At 42.8% G+C, this 15,095-nt stretch carries 18 protein-coding genes; 7 read left to right on the top strand and 11 right to left on the bottom strand.

Annotated features, from left to right (window positions below; all coding sequences use genetic code 11):
- Positions 1-191 precede the first annotated feature (191 nt).
- Positions 192-1,304 carry a helix-turn-helix domain-containing protein gene (locus IDJ76_RS18660; RefSeq protein ID WP_224746409.1) on the top strand — a complete coding sequence of 371 codons (1,113 nt, stop codon included), beginning with the start codon at positions 192-194 and terminating at the stop codon, positions 1,302-1,304.
- Positions 1,304-1,813, top strand: a complete 510-nt coding sequence (locus IDJ76_RS18655) for a PIN domain-containing protein (protein WP_191165454.1) — start codon at positions 1,304-1,306, stop codon at positions 1,811-1,813. The genes IDJ76_RS18660 and IDJ76_RS18655 overlap by 1 nt, the downstream gene beginning before the upstream one ends.
- A gap of 3 nt (positions 1,814-1,816) precedes the next feature.
- Here the strand turns inward: IDJ76_RS18655 and IDJ76_RS18650 are convergent, their stop codons facing one another.
- Positions 1,817-4,030 (bottom strand): AAA family ATPase, encoded by a 2,214-nt coding sequence (locus tag IDJ76_RS18650; protein ID WP_191165452.1) that lies wholly within the window; start codon positions 4,028-4,030, stop codon positions 1,817-1,819.
- 146 nt (positions 4,031-4,176) lie between these two features.
- Here IDJ76_RS18650 and IDJ76_RS18645 point away from each other — a divergent pair, with 146 nt between their 5' ends.
- Genes IDJ76_RS18645 through IDJ76_RS18635 form a run of 3 tightly spaced genes read left to right on the top strand, consistent with a single transcriptional unit; the run spans position 4,177 to position 5,933 of the window.
- Positions 4,177-4,815 carry a SatD family protein gene (locus tag IDJ76_RS18645; RefSeq protein ID WP_191165450.1) on the top strand — a complete coding sequence of 213 codons (639 nt, stop codon included), beginning with the start codon at positions 4,177-4,179 and terminating at the stop codon, positions 4,813-4,815.
- Entirely contained in the window at positions 4,808-5,179 is a 372-nt protein-coding gene (locus IDJ76_RS18640; protein ID WP_191165448.1) for a hypothetical protein, read from the top strand. The genes IDJ76_RS18645 and IDJ76_RS18640 overlap by 8 nt, the downstream gene beginning before the upstream one ends.
- Positions 5,169-5,933 carry a hypothetical protein gene (locus IDJ76_RS18635; RefSeq protein WP_191165446.1) on the top strand — a complete coding sequence of 255 codons (765 nt, stop codon included), beginning with the start codon at positions 5,169-5,171 and terminating at the stop codon, positions 5,931-5,933. The genes IDJ76_RS18640 and IDJ76_RS18635 overlap by 11 nt, the downstream gene beginning before the upstream one ends.
- On the opposite strand, the gene IDJ76_RS18630 is transcribed toward IDJ76_RS18635, so the two are convergent.
- The 4 genes from IDJ76_RS18630 to IDJ76_RS18615 form a co-directional block, all read right to left on the bottom strand.
- The gene (locus IDJ76_RS18630) at positions 5,882-6,550 is read right to left on the bottom strand and encodes a competence protein CoiA family protein (RefSeq protein ID WP_449560066.1); all 669 of its coding nucleotides are present in this window, start codon (positions 6,548-6,550) and stop codon (positions 5,882-5,884) included. The genes IDJ76_RS18635 and IDJ76_RS18630 overlap by 52 nt on opposite strands.
- Before the next feature lie 337 nt (positions 6,551-6,887).
- The gene (locus tag IDJ76_RS18625) at positions 6,888-7,112 is read right to left on the bottom strand and encodes an IS1 family transposase (protein WP_191165442.1); all 225 of its coding nucleotides are present in this window, start codon (positions 7,110-7,112) and stop codon (positions 6,888-6,890) included.
- Between the two features lie 11 nt (positions 7,113-7,123).
- The gene (locus IDJ76_RS18620; RefSeq protein WP_191165440.1) at positions 7,124-7,381 is read right to left on the bottom strand and encodes a DUF1883 domain-containing protein; all 258 of its coding nucleotides are present in this window, start codon (positions 7,379-7,381) and stop codon (positions 7,124-7,126) included.
- Positions 7,382-7,396: 15 nt separating this feature from the next.
- Positions 7,397-7,624, bottom strand: a complete 228-nt coding sequence (locus IDJ76_RS18615; RefSeq protein ID WP_191165438.1) for a DUF2188 domain-containing protein — start codon at positions 7,622-7,624, stop codon at positions 7,397-7,399.
- 74 nt (positions 7,625-7,698) lie between these two features.
- Between IDJ76_RS18615 and IDJ76_RS18610 the strand changes: the two genes are divergently transcribed.
- The gene (locus IDJ76_RS18610; protein ID WP_191165436.1) at positions 7,699-8,706 is read left to right on the top strand and encodes a helix-turn-helix transcriptional regulator; all 1,008 of its coding nucleotides are present in this window, start codon (positions 7,699-7,701) and stop codon (positions 8,704-8,706) included.
- On the opposite strand, the gene IDJ76_RS18605 is transcribed toward IDJ76_RS18610, so the two are convergent.
- Positions 8,657-10,645 (bottom strand): DUF2779 domain-containing protein, encoded by a 1,989-nt coding sequence (locus IDJ76_RS18605; RefSeq protein ID WP_191165434.1) that lies wholly within the window; start codon positions 10,643-10,645, stop codon positions 8,657-8,659. The genes IDJ76_RS18610 and IDJ76_RS18605 overlap by 50 nt on opposite strands.
- 225 nt (positions 10,646-10,870) lie before the next feature.
- Here IDJ76_RS18605 and IDJ76_RS18600 point away from each other — a divergent pair, with 225 nt between their 5' ends.
- Positions 10,871-11,272: a hypothetical protein gene (locus IDJ76_RS18600; RefSeq protein ID WP_191165432.1), complete on the top strand. Its 402-nt coding sequence runs from the start codon at positions 10,871-10,873 to the stop codon at positions 11,270-11,272.
- 280 nt (positions 11,273-11,552) lie between these two features.
- Here the strand turns inward: IDJ76_RS18600 and IDJ76_RS18595 are convergent, their stop codons facing one another.
- The 5 genes from IDJ76_RS18595 to IDJ76_RS18575 all read right to left on the bottom strand — a co-directional run bounded on the left by IDJ76_RS18595 (position 11,553) and on the right by IDJ76_RS18575 (position 15,085).
- Positions 11,553-12,359: a PRTRC system ThiF family protein gene (locus tag IDJ76_RS18595; protein WP_191165430.1), complete on the bottom strand. Its 807-nt coding sequence runs from the start codon at positions 12,357-12,359 to the stop codon at positions 11,553-11,555.
- Positions 12,356-13,072, bottom strand: a complete 717-nt coding sequence (locus tag IDJ76_RS18590; protein ID WP_191165428.1) for a PRTRC system protein B — start codon at positions 13,070-13,072, stop codon at positions 12,356-12,358. The genes IDJ76_RS18595 and IDJ76_RS18590 overlap by 4 nt, the downstream gene beginning before the upstream one ends.
- Positions 13,069-14,202: a hypothetical protein gene (locus tag IDJ76_RS18585; RefSeq protein WP_191165426.1), complete on the bottom strand. Its 1,134-nt coding sequence runs from the start codon at positions 14,200-14,202 to the stop codon at positions 13,069-13,071. Before IDJ76_RS18585 ends, IDJ76_RS18590 begins: the two co-directional genes overlap by 4 nt.
- Before the next feature lie 61 nt (positions 14,203-14,263).
- Positions 14,264-14,482 carry a PRTRC system protein C gene (locus tag IDJ76_RS18580; RefSeq protein ID WP_191165424.1) on the bottom strand — a complete coding sequence of 73 codons (219 nt, stop codon included), beginning with the start codon at positions 14,480-14,482 and terminating at the stop codon, positions 14,264-14,266.
- 12 nt (positions 14,483-14,494) lie between these two features.
- Positions 14,495-15,085, bottom strand: a complete 591-nt coding sequence (locus IDJ76_RS18575; protein WP_191165422.1) for a PRTRC system protein E — start codon at positions 15,083-15,085, stop codon at positions 14,495-14,497.
- Positions 15,086-15,095 lie beyond the last annotated feature (10 nt).

Here is a 15,095-nt window from a genome sequence, read left to right as displayed (position 1 = left end):
AGAATTAGGTTAACAAATACTATTACAAACGTACAAAATGTCAACCACATTAGTTGACAAAATGTTTAAATAAATAACACTTTGTCAACTAATATTTTTAGCTTTGCCTTCATTAGCTTCAATTACCGTATCATTGACACAGTTAGTGTCATATTTTTTACTTCTAATTGACAAACCATACAAAAAATACTATGTTTGTAAACAACCCACTATATGAATCAAATGAAAACTCAAAGGAGCCTATGAGCAGTATTTTTGCGGAACGGTTCAGATCAGCCAGGTTATTGCGTGGCTTATCCCTCCAGGAACTCGCCGATGAATTGCTGAATAAGGTAAGCCGGCAGGCTTTGCACAAATATGAAAAAGGAGATGTGATCCCGAACAGTGAAATGATCGGTTATCTCTGCGATGTTTTAAAAGTGCGCCCTGATTTCTTCTTCCGGGAAATGAAAATCGAGTTGGGCGAGATCGCTTTTCGTAAACTCGATAAGTTGCCGGCCAAAGAAGAAAACAGGATCATTGAAGAGACCAAGGATTACTTGTCGCGTTATCTGGAATTAGAAGAGATCATTGGCATTGGTTCAGACTTCATTAATCCGCTTGCCGGTTTTGGTGAAGTGAGTACCCTGGAACAAGTCGAAGAGGCGGCTAATGAGGTCCGTAAAAAATGGAAGCTGGGTACCGACCCGATCGCCAATACGGTTGAACTTTTAGAAGATAACCATATTAAAGTGATCGAGATCGAGGCCGAAGTTGGTTTTGATGGTATGCAGACCCTGGTTAACGGAAAGATCCCGGTCATCGCGATCAATATCAGCCGGGTAAAAAAGGACGACCGTAAGCGATTCACTGTAATGCATGAACTGGGTCACCTTCTTTTAACGATAGCACGGGACCTTCCCGATAATGAAAAGGAAAAGCTTTGTCACTATTTTGCCGGTGCTATGTTATTTCACGCGGATGCCATTAAAAAGGAACTGGGTCAAAGTAGAAATAAATTATTGATACAGGAATTAGGGGTACTTAAAGAAGAGTATGGTATTTCCATACAGGCTATGGTAATGCGCGCCATGCATGTCGGGATCATTTCCAAAAGTTATTGCAAGAATTTCTTTGCTTATATCCGGGAGCAGAACTGGCAGGTTGAAGAACCCTATGATTTCACTTCTAATGAAAAATCAAAGCGGTTTAAGCAGTTACTTTTCAGAGCGTTAGCGGAAGATTTGATCTCTTTGAGTAAAGCTGCGGGATTTAACAATAAAACTGTGGCTGAATTTAAAGCGGACGCCTATTCGTTAGTGTAATGAAATTAGCGGTCACCGATGCTTGTATATTTATCGATCTGTGTGATTTAAGGCTGAATTCAGCCTTTTTTCGTTTAAACGTAGAGGTTCACACCTCGCTGGACGTGTTTAATGAACTGTATGCTGATCAGCAGCAACTCCTGATGGCTTATCAGTCAGTAGGAAAACTAACCATCCACTCGCTTGACCAAACTGACCGTCTGGAGATTTTTCAGGAAAATTATCCCAGGTCATTATCCATGGTGGACAAAACCGTTTTGCACCTGGCCAGGAAACTCAATGCCATCTTATTAAGCGGTGATAAAGCGGTAAGACAATATGGTAAAAAACGCGCCATTGAATATCATGGGATGCTTTGGATCTTTGACCAGCTGATCGAAAATAAAATACTTAATCAGGCCCAGGCATCTGCTAAACTCAAGGAACTGCTGGTCACTAATTTTATTTACCAGCACAGCGCGGAATTGACCCGGGAAATTCAAAACCGTTTAAAAAAGTGGAATACCTGACATTTAGGCCGCAGGATTGCCCATCATCATATTAAAATGCGCTTTGTGATCCATATGGTCAAATATTTTCTCGAACACTGTGAAATATTTTTCAATGATATCTGCTTGATGCTCGATAAACAGGTCGTCCGGCATGCTATGTGAACCATCATTAATCCAGCAAATCAGCGAACGGCATATTTCCTGCTCCTCATGACTGCTGAATTTCTTGATGATCTGATCATCCCCGTACTTACCCAGCAATCTGAAGTAATTTTCAATAATCCGGCGCATTGTGTTTTGAATCGTTATTCCGGAATGCTCCGCCCGGTTCTTTAGTTCTGCCCATAACAATTCGTAAGAGTTTTGGATCGGATTTTTCATTTCGAATGGTTGAATGGTCGTCACGCGCTGTGTCTTACGTAGCATCCAATAGGCCGTATCCTTACAAGGACTATGGTGTCCATCAATGAAGGAAACCTCTTTGTGAAAGTAAACATTGTGTGTTAAAAGTATTAATTGCCGAATACTACCTTTATCAGCTTTGATACTTTTGATTATTTCTTTCAGCAAAGAACTAACGACAAACAATACATTACTATCCAAACTACTGATCGGGTCGTCAATGACCAGAATTCGCTCTTCGGCAACACTGGTTTCAACAGTGCTGCCTTTGGTCAATTGAAGAAAATATAAAAAAGTAATAAAAGTAATTTCCCCTTCGCTCATCGTTGATTCAGCGATCGTCCCGTCAGCCCGTTGGATCTGGTATTTATTGGCTTCTGTTTTTGAAGCGACGATAGAGAAATTGTGGAATCCGTAAGAACTAAGTGTTGTGTTGATCTTATCAATGGAAGGCTGAACGCTGGTAACGGTTTTGCTCAGTTCTTTAATTTCTGCACTTAATGCATTGTGTTTCTTCGTGGTTTCATGGATAGCGGATTCAATACCGGCAATTGCTTTTTGTAAGTTATCCTGGTCAGTTTTATGATTCTGAATAGTAATCTTATGCGCGTCTGTGATATACCGCCAAACCTGTTTAACCAAATCTTGTTTTTCTTTAGCGAAATTAGACACAATTGAGTTATGGCGGATAATATCTTTATTGGCGGCGCTGATCAGCTCTGCCAGATGATCTAATTGTTCTTTAATGGAAACTAACGAGATACCACGGCTGGGTTCCTTTATCTTATTGTTTAATAATTCCTGGTTCGCGATCACTTGTGTGGAGAAGGTTTTAAGATAGGCCGAAAACTTCTCCTGATCTAATTTCGATGAGGTTTTCGCTTTTTCAGCGGATTCTACTTGCTCTAATAAATTGACCAGATTGGCGCTTTGCCGGATATATTCCTCCATTAGTGTTTTCACTAATTTCGTATCGGCCAAGAACGATTCATCGAAGTAACGATTTAATTGGTTTCTGAAATCTTCAGTGATCGTAGACTCCTGGCAAAATGGGCAAACAATACTATCCGTTTGAATATGTTTTCTACCTTCATTTACCCAATCGTTGATATTGAGCCGCTGGATTAATTTAGCAATATCAACATCTGCTTTACCAATTATTTTCTTTTGCCAGATAGCATCGGTTTCGATTTCCAATAAACGCTCATAAATGATTGGGCTGATAGCCGTGATATTTACCGGGGCTTTGCCGAATATCGTTTTTGCTTTCTCTTTTAAAGTTTCGTGAGCTGGGGGGGATGCCGATATATTACCAGCTTCTACAAGAAGATTATTTTTAAAATTTTCCTTAACCATGTAGCCAGCAAAAGCCTCTTTGAACTCAAGCTCATGCTTTTTATAAATATCCGCCCAAACAGCTTCCTTAAATGCAGCCTCGCGTTCTAGTTTAAGGAACTTTTGTTTATCCAGCGTTTCTGTTTTTTTACTAAAATCCTCTTTAAACGCTTTGCGGTCGGTTATTTTTTGTTCAATTAACGCTGCTTGTTCTTTTGTTGCTTGCCCTAAAGTAAATACACCATCCATCTTTCCCTGACCAAAGTTTTTGTCACGGAACTCTTTATTGTAAACGAGTGCTCTTAAAGGCAGATTGTTTTTCCACTTCAATAGGCAGTCTTTGAATGGCTGTTCATTTGGGGTAGAAACCAATTTTGTTAAAGTGGTTTTTCCGCTTCCATTGACACCATAAATGAAATTGACTTTTCGGAGGTCTTTAATTAAGACGCCATTATGGTCATAGGTCGCAATATTTCTGAGGTGTAGCGATTCGATCATGGGACAGCTGGTTGTTAAGATTATATTTAGGTTTTGACTCAAACATACTCATTTTATAAGGAGATTTAAATTTCATTAATTGTGAAATTATCTTTATTATTTCACTTTTACTGCAATAATTACGATTGTTTCATTATATTTGAAACATGAAAGAGTATGTAATTATTATGGCTGATATCATCAATAGCCGTGATGAGAATCAGGCCGCGCTGATGCTGGCTTTCAAAAAGCTGGTCAGCGACGTCAATGAGTCAAGGAAAGATATTTTGGTTTCGCCGCTTACGATCACATTAGGGGATGAATTCCAGGGTGTAATGGACCGTATTGAAGATGCTGTAAAAGTGATTTTTGATTTAGAAGAAGCAATTATTAAGAATGGCTCAGACTTTAAGCTGCGGTATGTCGTGGTGGAGGGTTTGATCGAAACACCTATAAATAAGGAGATTGCTTACGGTATGTTAGGTGACGGCTTAACCCGCGCCAGGAAATACCTGGAGAATTTAAAAAAGGAAGATCTGCGGTTTTTCTTTTGGTTAAAAGATCAGCAACAAAAAAATGCGCTGATCAATGTATTTACGGCCTTTCAGGATATTGTTGATGACTGGAACCCGGAACGGGATTTTTATTTGGTGACGGCATTTTTAGCGTTCGGTGACTACAAAAGGGTGGCCATGGAATTACAAAAAGAGCGCTCGCTCATGTGGAAACGGAAGAAGAACTTAAAAATAAATGCTTATTTTGCTTTAAAAGAAGTAGCCAATTATATAGGAGGAACCCATGCCTGAATTTTTGATTTTAACCCTGCTGTTCGGTATTACTGAGGTGATTATCGCATTTGCGTTTGCGGCGATCGCCCAAGTTTTTTATCACCAGATCGGTCTGAATTTTAAAGCGATCTTTAAAGGAATGGCCGAGCGTTTGTTTTTGTTTGTTACCCTAACCAATGGCTATACGCAGGCGCTGACTTTTTTTAGCGCGCTCAAGCTAGCTACCCGGCTGAAACACGAGGAACCTAAAGCGGACCTGGACGGCTTTAATGATTATTACCTCATCGGGAATTTGCTATCCGTCGTGGTTGCTATAGGCTACGTTTATATTTACCAGCATTTCCAGGAAATCCATTTATTGCAGGTATTGAATGGCAAGTGAATTAAACAGCTTCGCTTTTAACGATTTCTTTATTCGCTTTGCGGAAGGGGTAACCAATATTGGTTTGCCTGGGCTGCCGAAAGATGTGCATCTTTCTATTTCACATCACCCCAATAGCCAAGATATTAATTTTCATGTAACAAGAAATATAGGGCGGGAAGAACACAAACCAAAACTGGTAATCTTTAAAATAAACAAAGTTGAGGCGATTACCGCCCTTCAAACTGGCTGTAGTCAGCTGTGGAACTTGATCTTTGAACGGATCAGCCCGGCCGAAATGCGGTATGCCGAATTTATACCGTTTGATAAATTAAAGTGGATGCAGCGGGACGCAGCAGAAGTGATAGACCAAACAACTATACGAAAAAAGAAAAAAATAAGATTTAATAACCAGGCAATCAACGATTGCGAAGACCTTATGCACCGGCCATCAGCACAATGGCGATTAAGACAATCCAGTCAATCATTTCCCCGTAATTATTCAGGCGGCCCGCAAGCTGGTTTATTGATATCTTCAAATCAATGCTATTGCGTGCTACTTACTTCGGCAGGCTGTTTCCGCCAGAAATCAACGGTATCCGCGGAACTATTTACCAGCGCTTTTCTGGAGCAAAAGATGATCAGCAGTATCCGCTTCAAAACATTGCTGGCTATCCAGCGGGTATCTGTTGCGGAAAACCGTCATGATATTGCCCGATATAATCAACCGCTCACGTTATCCTCAAACTCATCGTTCTCATCATCTGGTTCGTAATCCGGTAAATAGATCTTTACATAGCGGAACCAGTCATTGTTCTTAAGCCATTCCTGGTACTCGTCATCCGGCCACCATTTAGCTTGGGTGACGCCCATGATCTTCCGCTGCGGAATATTCAGCTTGTTATTATTCGGATTAACCCAGGCATTTAAGGTTTTGGCAACCAGATCAGTGATCGGTAACTGGTCCGTATAACGGGGATTTTTTAACGTTTTATATTTAAACCAGTAATCACCCGTGCTGATTTCATTGGCCTCTGTATCGAAAAATGTTTTTGGGTCGATATACCGGTAAGCTGGGCTGTAATGCACTGGTGTAAGCAAGCCCTGGCTTCCGGGTTCGTAATAAAATACGTAGCCCAGGTACATCGTATGCAAAAACAACTCATACCGACGCGGCCGAAATGGCTCGTCACCCAATTCAGCGGTCAAAGGTACGATCCACAAGACGTTAACACCACGTTCAGCGTACGCGGCCGTTTTCTTCCGCAGGTAGGCCGGCGAATACGGACTGCATTGCACTTCAACCGCAACCGGCGCTACGCCTTTAATACGGGGGCCGAAATAACCAGCGATATCAGCCCGCAGATCATTGTCATCACCCGCCGAACTCATTGGGACTTCCGTACGCCAAGCGCCGTCAGGATACTGTGCTTTTAAAATTGCACATAATTCATCACGCACCTGATGATGAAAATCAGTATTCCCACGCCGTCCTGCAGGTGACAACCGCGCTTTGTGTGCAAAATGATCTTCTTTATCACTGCATTTCCTTACCACGGCCTCCGACAAACATTTTCGGCAATAAAAAGGTCCATCTATTTTTCTGACATAATCGGCGCTGGCCGTTTTTTTAAAACCCTGAACAAAAGCAACACCGCCCACCAAACCCAGGCACCGGGAATCGTAGGCTTCAGTTTTTCTGACTTTAAGTGTGTTACTTTCTTCCATATTAGCGACCCAGTTTTTTCAAGGTGTTCTCGAAATCCCGTATGGCGTTATTAATATCGCGGACACTTTTGCCGGCCGAACCATTCTTGTCCTTCAGCGTGATCCGCCGACGGCAGCCTGCGCAGGTGATCGTTGCCTGCTGGGCAACCTGGGCCAGCGTGACGCTATTATTCCGGCCGCATTGCGGGCAGCCGATATCAATGTTTTGTTTACTGATATCAAACATAAAGGTATCAATTAAATGACACTTACCGAGGCGTTAACACTACCGCCATAGCCGCCCATATCGATCGCCAAATACCATTGACCGCCATGTGGGGGCCTTACAACATAAGGCGAAACGGTCGCCAAGCCACCAAAGTAGCGATGCTGACGGCCATTGCGATAAGCTTGAAAATTACTATAATCCATCAAGCGCACATTCGCCTGGCCATTCAACACTACCTTAACCGCATCCTGGGCGCCAAGGTTCAATTCATATTTTAAAAAATTCATATTCAATTAAATTAATTAGCCTTCCGGTGGAAAAGGATCATTACCATAACTATTCCTTTCCCTGATACGTCCGTTCTGGCCGTGTATCAAAACTTCTGATTGCTGGTTCTTAGCAATTTGTGTAGCGATCTGGTTGGCCTCTTTTTGTGTGTGGGTCACTGCTGTTGCTTTTGAGTTTCCCGCGCCCTTAACTGCCCATCCGTTATCGTGCGGTACGACATGCTGATTTTTTCCTTTACTCATGATTATTGCCAATTAGTTTTTAACTTTATTACAAAACTAAACCGTTAGAACGTAACCAGTTTACGGACCAAATTATGAATCACGATCATGCCTACCTTAGGTATCAGGTCATCGACCAATGCCTCAACTCACACCGAAAAGAATGGACAAAAAATGGCTTGTTAGCCCAATTAGCCAAAAGTGATTTTGACATCAGCGACAGTACGCTGGAAAAGGATATTAATAAAATGCGCGGCGGCTCGCTACCCTTTGGAAAAGCACCGATTACCTGGTGCCCGAAAAGGAAGGTCTATTATTATGCTAAAGAATTTGCGATCAATGTTCCGGTCAATAGTGAAGAGTTAAGGTCGCTGGAGATGGCTGTTCGAACATTAAATCAGTTCAAGGATATCGCCTATTTCAGCCAGTTCGCCGGTGCGGTTGATAAGGTTATTCGCTTCGTCCGGCAAATTAAAGCTTCTCAGCAACAAAGCGCTATGCCCGCTATTCTATTTGAAAAAGTACCTTATCTGAAAGGTTACGAACATATCGACGCCATCCTAAATGCGATCGAGAACCAGCAGTGTTTATGGATTACCTATCAACCATTTGAACGAGAATCTTATAAAACGGAATTTCACCCTTACTTCGTTAAGGAATTTCATAACCGCTGGTATGTGGTCGGGTTAACAGACTACGACACCGAGCTGCGCACCTTTGCTTTAGACCGCATTCAAGAACTAGCAACCATCCCTTCTGTTTACGTTGCGAATACAACGGTCGACCCGGAGGCTTACTTCAAAGATTGTATCGGCGTGAATTTTATGCAGCGTAATATCGAAAAGGTGCATTTGTCTTTCAAGCCCAGGCAAGGGAATTACGTAAAAACACAGCATCTTCACCGTTCGCAAATAGTGATTAAAGACGGGCCAGATGAAGTTATCATCGAACTAACGATTATTATTAATCATGAATTGAAGATGCTTATTATGAGCTTTGGCGACCAGGTCAAAGTATTAGAACCTCTATCATTAGCTCAGGATATCGCTAAGATCAGCCGCCGTGTCGCGAAAGCCTATCGCGCCAGTCCTCAAAGATCATAACCATCGCCAGAGTGTCCAGTTCGCAATACCGAAGTAAGGCTTTTCGGATACGCTGCTCTTCGGTAACGCTCATAGACGAGAATTGCATCCGTGCATAGGCCATCATGGCTGCCCCTCCGTCGCTGATTTCCGCGGCTTCATCCAACACCAGTTCATCCAGCAGATCTTCGTCGATGCCCTCAAATACCGGCTCCAGCTGTTTGTAAGGATTGACAACCTTCCCCTTATCGTCCAACTTGATCCAGACCTGGTCGTTAAAGTTGATACTCGGTATCGAACTGCCATAAATGGGTTGGCCATATTTCGCTTTCAGGTAATCGCTGTTATTAAGTACGGCAGGCAGGATCGCCTTGATCGAATTAGAGCCTTTACACTCGGCCGCGAAATAATATTTTTTAACCCAGTCCCAAAGATCCACCATATCCCTGCTGCCTTTCCAGCTGGAGGTGCTGTTGCTGGTCGAATGCGTGATCGTTTGTATCCACTCGCAGAGTTCAGCGCGGTCAGGCTCGCCGGAGACCCGCAATTGTTCGTATATCTTGGTCAGGATATTATTCTCGTGATTGGAATACCGGAAAATGCTGCCTTCATCGCTTTCCAGTGCTGCTTTCAGTTGCCGTATGAATTCAAAGTTTGGAAATATACCACGCTGGCTATTCAGCCACTCATGCTCATGCGCGATCCTTCCGTCTTCATAGAGCACATGGTGTGAAAACTGAAAAGCTACTTGTTCATAGGGCCGGCGCCCTTTATTAAAAGGGATGGCTACCGCTGTTGTTTCAAAGTCTATAAAATGAAGCGGATAGGTCAGACCGGCAAAAACATCCCGCAAACCCGAATGATCAAAATGTATTTCAGGCACATTTTCCGCCGACTTTTCAATTTGCATCCATTGCCGGTCCACCCGGCTTAGTCCAGGATCAAGATTTGGTTTTGGTTTTGCTGCTTCCAGATCGGCCCTGGTTAGTTCCGACATAAAATATTTGCCGTTTTGGATATAAGTATCTTTTTTGAGAAAATACCAAAGGTCGAGGATATGGGGCCGTTCAAAATCGGCGGCGGCAAAACCCGCGCTACGTTCCCAACATTCCTTATACCCATTAAGGGCACCTTGCAGCGCCTGTTCTGGCGTAGTTTTGAACTCGCATTTACCGCAACGGCCTAACAATGCCCCCTGTAGCAATTGATCATTTTGGTAATGGTCCGCATAAAAATGTATCCATTGCCGGAAGGTTTTGGTATCACCCGCTTCAAATGGCAGGTCGCTATACAAACTATCACAGATATCGTCGACATTAACCGTGCAAAGCATGCGCTCACCTAACGCAGCGGGTGAAACATCCCCGTTATATTCAATCACCGTACGGTTTCGGTCATCCTCCGTAATACGGAACAACTGATTTAGTCCGTCTATAGAAGCGACCTTACTTTTGTCCGCCAGCATCAGGTAAGCGGTGATCTTGAGGTCAGGCCGGCTATTTTGGATCACATATTTCTGAAATGCCACATCATAAACGTATGGCTTCCATTTCGCTACAATCCCTTTTGAATTAGTCAGTGAATCAGTCGTGCTATCGTAAGATTTCGCCTTAACCTCATAAAGTTCGACCCGGTCACCTTTTTTAACCAGCACATCAGAGCGAATAAATAAATTCTCAAATTGAAAAGCCCCCTCGTAAATAATCACGTTCTCTAATTTCAACAGATCGTTTGTTTTAGCCAAGGAGGTTTCATAATCCAATTCCTTGATATCCACACCACCCGGAAAATAACATTTCGCCAATTCACCTACTTGATAACCACCTTCAGCCAGCGCCGCTAAAAAAGTATCCGTAAGCTTCTGATCCGGATATTCCTTCTTACCGGTATAAAATAATTTGGTCGGGCATTCCAGGGCCATCTTGAACCTGGATTTGGTAAGGTAACGCGGATTGGACATATTTACTTGGATAATAAGGTTCAATCAAATTTAATGTATTATTCTCGCTAAATTCCTTAATGGAAAAAATTCCTTTTTCAAAAGCCAACCGCATCCGCGAGGATTGCCTCGCCGGTAAGCTCCACCGGACCAACCTGGCGCTGGAACTTGGGCTGCACCGCAAAACTGTGTCACGCTATGCCCGGGAATTCAATGAGATCAGGCAGTGCTATCCTGATAAAGCGAATGATTTTAGTTTCCGGCTGCCTAAGAAAGTGCGGGCGCGACCTGCCAAAATTTGCCCAGCAAGCCGATGAATTGCGTGACACTTTGAAGCAATATAACTTCTTTGTGAGTTTGCCGGATGGTGAGCAAAAAAAGCTGTTGAAAGGTGAGCAGGCCTTTTATCTCAACAGAGAGGCATTGGAACAGCGGATGGGGACTGGCAGATCTGATCTGAAGGCTGTGTACAGATTACTGTCCATCCAGGCCCATACTTTACCAATGTCATTTTACCGCACCATCGAACAACGCCGGGGTACTGGCGTAGAAACGGAAACCGAGATTCATTACATATGTATGGCTGGCATTCCAAAAATACCATTATTTTTAGTTATTCTTAGTTTACGAAATAATCGCAGCTTTTAAAAAATCAATCGGCCGGGCGCGAGTATCTGTAAATCTTTATAAAGGCTAAAGTCTATTAGAAATTAAGATTGATTTTTCGTTAATCCAACGGAGTCCGCACTTCGCTAAATTAACACAGCTACAAATTTGTATTTGAGATAATTTCCAACAAAGGATAACTGAACATTATCATTAATAGTTAAGCGTTGTAAAAACCGTGGCATAAAGAAAAATGGGCACTGGCTTTGTCGGTACTCGTAGCATGTAGTTCATCTCAATAAATCTGCTTTCTCTTCTTTGCCTACCCCACTTTCAACGGCTGTGTCCTAAATTCTTTAAGGTTCAAAAAGAAGCCACGATTGAACAGCATCCCTTCACGGAATAATGACCACAAAAGGGATGCGCCGAGGTTGGCTAAAGTAGAGTTGATAAACAAATCCTGTTTGGTAAGGGCTTCGGCTAAGGAACAGCTTGGGGAATCATCGTCTAATTCCGAGGTTTCCAGTAACCCTTTAAACTCATCCGTTACCATCGGCAGTTTGGACACGGTTCGGTATTGCTCTGATTCCGGCTGTTTAACCACTTCAATGGTAGACAGTATCACCTGCCCTGTATCTTTACTGTTCCCAAAGTCCATCCAATAAAGCGGTTTGTTGCGCTCATAGCGGGAGTCAACAGCATACCTTTTTAGTATTTCCGCAATATCCATGCGGGCTGATGCTTTGTCTACGCAGGAGATATACAGGTTAGCTTTGCCATTGTTGGGAAAGGTACTTAACCCTGACTGATGGAATAATTCCGTCACCGCTTTCCAGTTCGTGCCAAAAAAACGGTTGATGCGGTTGATGAGTGCAACGGATTTAAACATATCCAGTTCACTATCCGCAAATAGCTGCCTGCCCTGGTTCGCTTCGCTCACCCGGTCATTATCATAAAGGTAAACCTGTAGGCCGGGATGCCCTAAAGCAATCAGGGCATGGTTCATTTTAGCTAAAGCCATGACCATATTACTCCCTGTACCCCCTGCACCGATGAGGTTGATGGTAATGGGGTTGGTCGGGTTGATCAGGTAATTATCGGTGATATGAATTGCGGTTGGTGTGTTCATCGGATGAGATGTTTAAGTGTTTTTTTATTGGGTATTAAAGCTTTCAGCGGGAATTGCTTTTTAGTGCCAACAAGGCTTTGCCATAACTGCACCATATTCCCTTTGACGGGATTGTGGCCTTGCATCATGTGGCTGAAATAGCTGTTAAAAAAGGCTTCCTCCCATTGTGTTATAAAATCCTCCAAACCGCAGTTCTTGCTAATGGAAATGGCGACATTACCCATGCACACCTTCCCATCATTATAGGTATTAAAGAAAGGGGCGTGATGTAGTTCGGTATCTAAGTCAATAACCTTATCATCGGCGAGAGCATAAATAGCAAGTCCATCTTTTGTCGCTTTCCATAGTAAGGCGGGAATATTGGCATAACCGTTCTTAATACCCAATCCCCCTCTAAAAAGCAACTTCCTGTTTTGTTTTGGGGTATGCCATACCGCATAACCGTTTATTTCGGTGTTCAGGTACAAAAGATTCTTAGGCAACAAACCCGCAGGTTTTAAAAAAGCGGTGTTTTTGCTGTCGTTAGTATGCAATGCTTTCGCTAAGGCAGCACCCTCGGTTACTGAGAGCGGATGAGCATTGATCGGGCGACCTTGCGGGTCTATATCATAACTTTCGATATAAACCTGTTTACTGTCAATTGCCTGTTGATAGATCAGTAGTGCTTTTTGGGGATGGTAAAGCGAACCAAAGGCATTGGTCAAGTTCTTCATGGTAAATCATTTAATAGGACACATAAGTTGTCAATCAGGTTAAAAAGACGGCGTTCAAAATCAAGGGTGTCAGTATTTCCAGCAAGTTGATCATCATAAACCTTTACCAATACAGGCTCTTGGGTGCTGCTCTTTTCATTGAACTCATTATTGACCATTTCTGCAAGGCTATCGTACAAGCTACCTTCATTTTCAGCTATAAAGTGGACAAATTCAGAAAGCATTATCGTGCTATCTCTTTCTTCCTCATGGTACCCATCATCATTTTCGTTGCTTTCTTCCTTTTCGGGAAAACAATCATTGATATGGCTGAATAAATGACCATCGGGAAAGAAAATCCAAAGGGCTAAGGCTTTTTTTGCCAGTTTCAGGCATTCAGCTGAAAAATCGCTGTGCCCATGAAATTGCTGTACTCTTTGCGCAAAATGATCGAGCTGGTATTTATTAAACAGCTTACGTTGCATAATGTCACCGTAATGGTTTGCGGAACGCAGGGCTGACCGTTGTAAATAGATATCCTGTTCATCCATTTGGTCTAAGTCATTCTCTATCCAATCTTCCAGTATTTCGTAATAGTAAAACAGGTAGCTATCCTCATCCCTGTAATAAGGAACGCCTGTAATTTGGTAGAGGTAAGCACAAACCGATAACAGGAGTTCGGCACTCCGCTGATCTGTACCGCTTTTCAATAAGCGGTAAAGGGGCAGTACCGGAATATAGTAAAGGGTATGGCCTGTGGATATGTATTCTTTGGTCGCCAGTTTCACCTTATCGGTATTATCGCTGATGATAAATAGTTCCGTATCGCTTTTGCCTTTACAAACCTGTTGCTCCGCATTCCAGTAAGCCAGTAAGATATTGTAGGGATACGGCTTGTCGCTGACATCCATAACCTGTATATCATATTGCTTTTCAAGTATGGAAAGGGAGTTAAACACCCCCTTTTCCAAATCCTTTATATCGGGCAATTCCGCAAAGGGTTCATAGAGCGGTAAAAAGCGATGGTTCAAAAAACCATCGGCAGTAAATCCGCCGGGGCTGAACGGGGTTTGTTCAGGCTGACTTCCCGTGCATCGGGTAACCGGTCTAAATCCTTGCTGAATGTCTGTATTTGCTGATAGAGTTTGCATTGTTTGGTGGTTTTAGGCAGGGTGACCCTGCCTTTACTGTTGATTAAAATATTCATCTATTTTATCCTTTCGTGCCGATAGTGGAAACGAAGCCGTATTGTATCTCATCCTTTTTAATTTCAGGGCCGTTTATTTTGGCTGTGGTGAGGATGGGATATGTTCCCGAGTAGAAGTTCAGCACGGCTTCGGGGCTAAAGTTTTTGTTGGGGTCGGTCAAGCGGACTTCCTGCCCGTTCTCTTTGTGTAAAAACACTCTTGGTAATATGCTGGTCAATAACATGGCGGTATGGTTTTATTCGGCGTTAAAATTGATGAGGGCTTTTTCGTAGAGCGATATTTGCGTTTTCAGGTAGTCGGTCTTTTTTTTCAGTTCTCCTTCTTTATGTGGATAGTCGGCAATAGATGGCAGGATGTTCAGTGCATCGCTAAATTTTAGTTTTTTAACGAGTTCTGCGACTTCCCGCATCGCATCGTCGTAGGCCTTTTTCTTTTCCTCCTTGTTTATTTTGGCATCGGGAACGATGATGTCTTCATTGCTCTTATTGGCAGCAGCTTGCTTTTTTGCCTTTTCCCTGTTGTCCTGTTCCTGTTTGGACGCCAGTTTAGCAGCTTCCAATCCTTTGAGGTAGCTTTCCATGTTGGAATATAAACCTGCTGTTTGCTGTATGGGACCGGTAATAGTTTCAAAAAAGCCGTTATCAAGTTCTGATGCTGTACCATTTAGCAACATTGGCGGTATGGCTTTAGCAGCGTTATCCCCGCATTGCAATGCCGTGAACAAGGCCGATACGGTAAATGCTGTGTTGTCTTCTGTTTGGATGGTAATTTTCCAGTTGCCGGAGATATTCAGCCCAGCGATGATTTCAAAAAAGTTAGTGGTCATGGTGTTTATT

It is taken from the genome of Mucilaginibacter glaciei (assembly GCF_014773245.1).
Lineage (GTDB): Bacteria > Bacteroidota > Bacteroidia > Sphingobacteriales > Sphingobacteriaceae > Mucilaginibacter > Mucilaginibacter glaciei.
The sequence above is the reverse complement of the archived record's forward strand: the minus strand, read 5'-3'. Positions and strand labels throughout refer to the sequence as shown.

What these genes read in the sequence shown, in the direction of transcription:
- IDJ76_RS18660 (WP_224746409.1), top strand. Translation starts at nt 192, where the DNA reads ATGTTTGTAAACAACCCACTATATGAATCAAATGAAAACTCAAAGGAG.
- IDJ76_RS18655 (WP_191165454.1), top strand. Translation starts at nt 1,304, where the DNA reads ATGAAATTAGCGGTCACCGATGCTTGTATATTTATCGATCTGTGTGAT.
- IDJ76_RS18650 (WP_191165452.1), bottom strand. Translation starts at nt 4,030, where the DNA reads ATGATCGAATCGCTACACCTCAGAAATATTGCGACCTATGACCATAAT.
- IDJ76_RS18645 (WP_191165450.1), top strand. Translation starts at nt 4,177, where the DNA reads ATGAAAGAGTATGTAATTATTATGGCTGATATCATCAATAGCCGTGAT.
- IDJ76_RS18640 (WP_191165448.1), top strand. Translation starts at nt 4,808, where the DNA reads ATGCCTGAATTTTTGATTTTAACCCTGCTGTTCGGTATTACTGAGGTG.
- IDJ76_RS18635 (WP_191165446.1), top strand. Translation starts at nt 5,169, where the DNA reads ATGGCAAGTGAATTAAACAGCTTCGCTTTTAACGATTTCTTTATTCGC.
- IDJ76_RS18630 (WP_449560066.1), bottom strand. Translation starts at nt 6,550, where the DNA reads ATGAGTTCGGCGGGTGATGACAATGATCTGCGGGCTGATATCGCTGGT.
- IDJ76_RS18625 (WP_191165442.1), bottom strand. Translation starts at nt 7,112, where the DNA reads ATGTTTGATATCAGTAAACAAAACATTGATATCGGCTGCCCGCAATGC.
- IDJ76_RS18620 (WP_191165440.1), bottom strand. Translation starts at nt 7,381, where the DNA reads ATGAATTTTTTAAAATATGAATTGAACCTTGGCGCCCAGGATGCGGTT.
- IDJ76_RS18615 (WP_191165438.1), bottom strand. Translation starts at nt 7,624, where the DNA reads ATGAGTAAAGGAAAAAATCAGCATGTCGTACCGCACGATAACGGATGG.
- IDJ76_RS18610 (WP_191165436.1), top strand. Translation starts at nt 7,699, where the DNA reads ATGAATCACGATCATGCCTACCTTAGGTATCAGGTCATCGACCAATGC.
- IDJ76_RS18605 (WP_191165434.1), bottom strand. Translation starts at nt 10,645, where the DNA reads ATGTCCAATCCGCGTTACCTTACCAAATCCAGGTTCAAGATGGCCCTG.
- IDJ76_RS18600 (WP_191165432.1), top strand. Translation starts at nt 10,871, where the DNA reads ATGATTTTAGTTTCCGGCTGCCTAAGAAAGTGCGGGCGCGACCTGCCA.
- IDJ76_RS18595 (WP_191165430.1), bottom strand. Translation starts at nt 12,359, where the DNA reads ATGAACACACCAACCGCAATTCATATCACCGATAATTACCTGATCAAC.
- IDJ76_RS18590 (WP_191165428.1), bottom strand. Translation starts at nt 13,072, where the DNA reads ATGAAGAACTTGACCAATGCCTTTGGTTCGCTTTACCATCCCCAAAAA.
- IDJ76_RS18585 (WP_191165426.1), bottom strand. Translation starts at nt 14,202, where the DNA reads ATGCAAACTCTATCAGCAAATACAGACATTCAGCAAGGATTTAGACCG.
- IDJ76_RS18580 (WP_191165424.1), bottom strand. Translation starts at nt 14,482, where the DNA reads ATGTTATTGACCAGCATATTACCAAGAGTGTTTTTACACAAAGAGAAC.
- IDJ76_RS18575 (WP_191165422.1), bottom strand. Translation starts at nt 15,085, where the DNA reads ATGACCACTAACTTTTTTGAAATCATCGCTGGGCTGAATATCTCCGGC.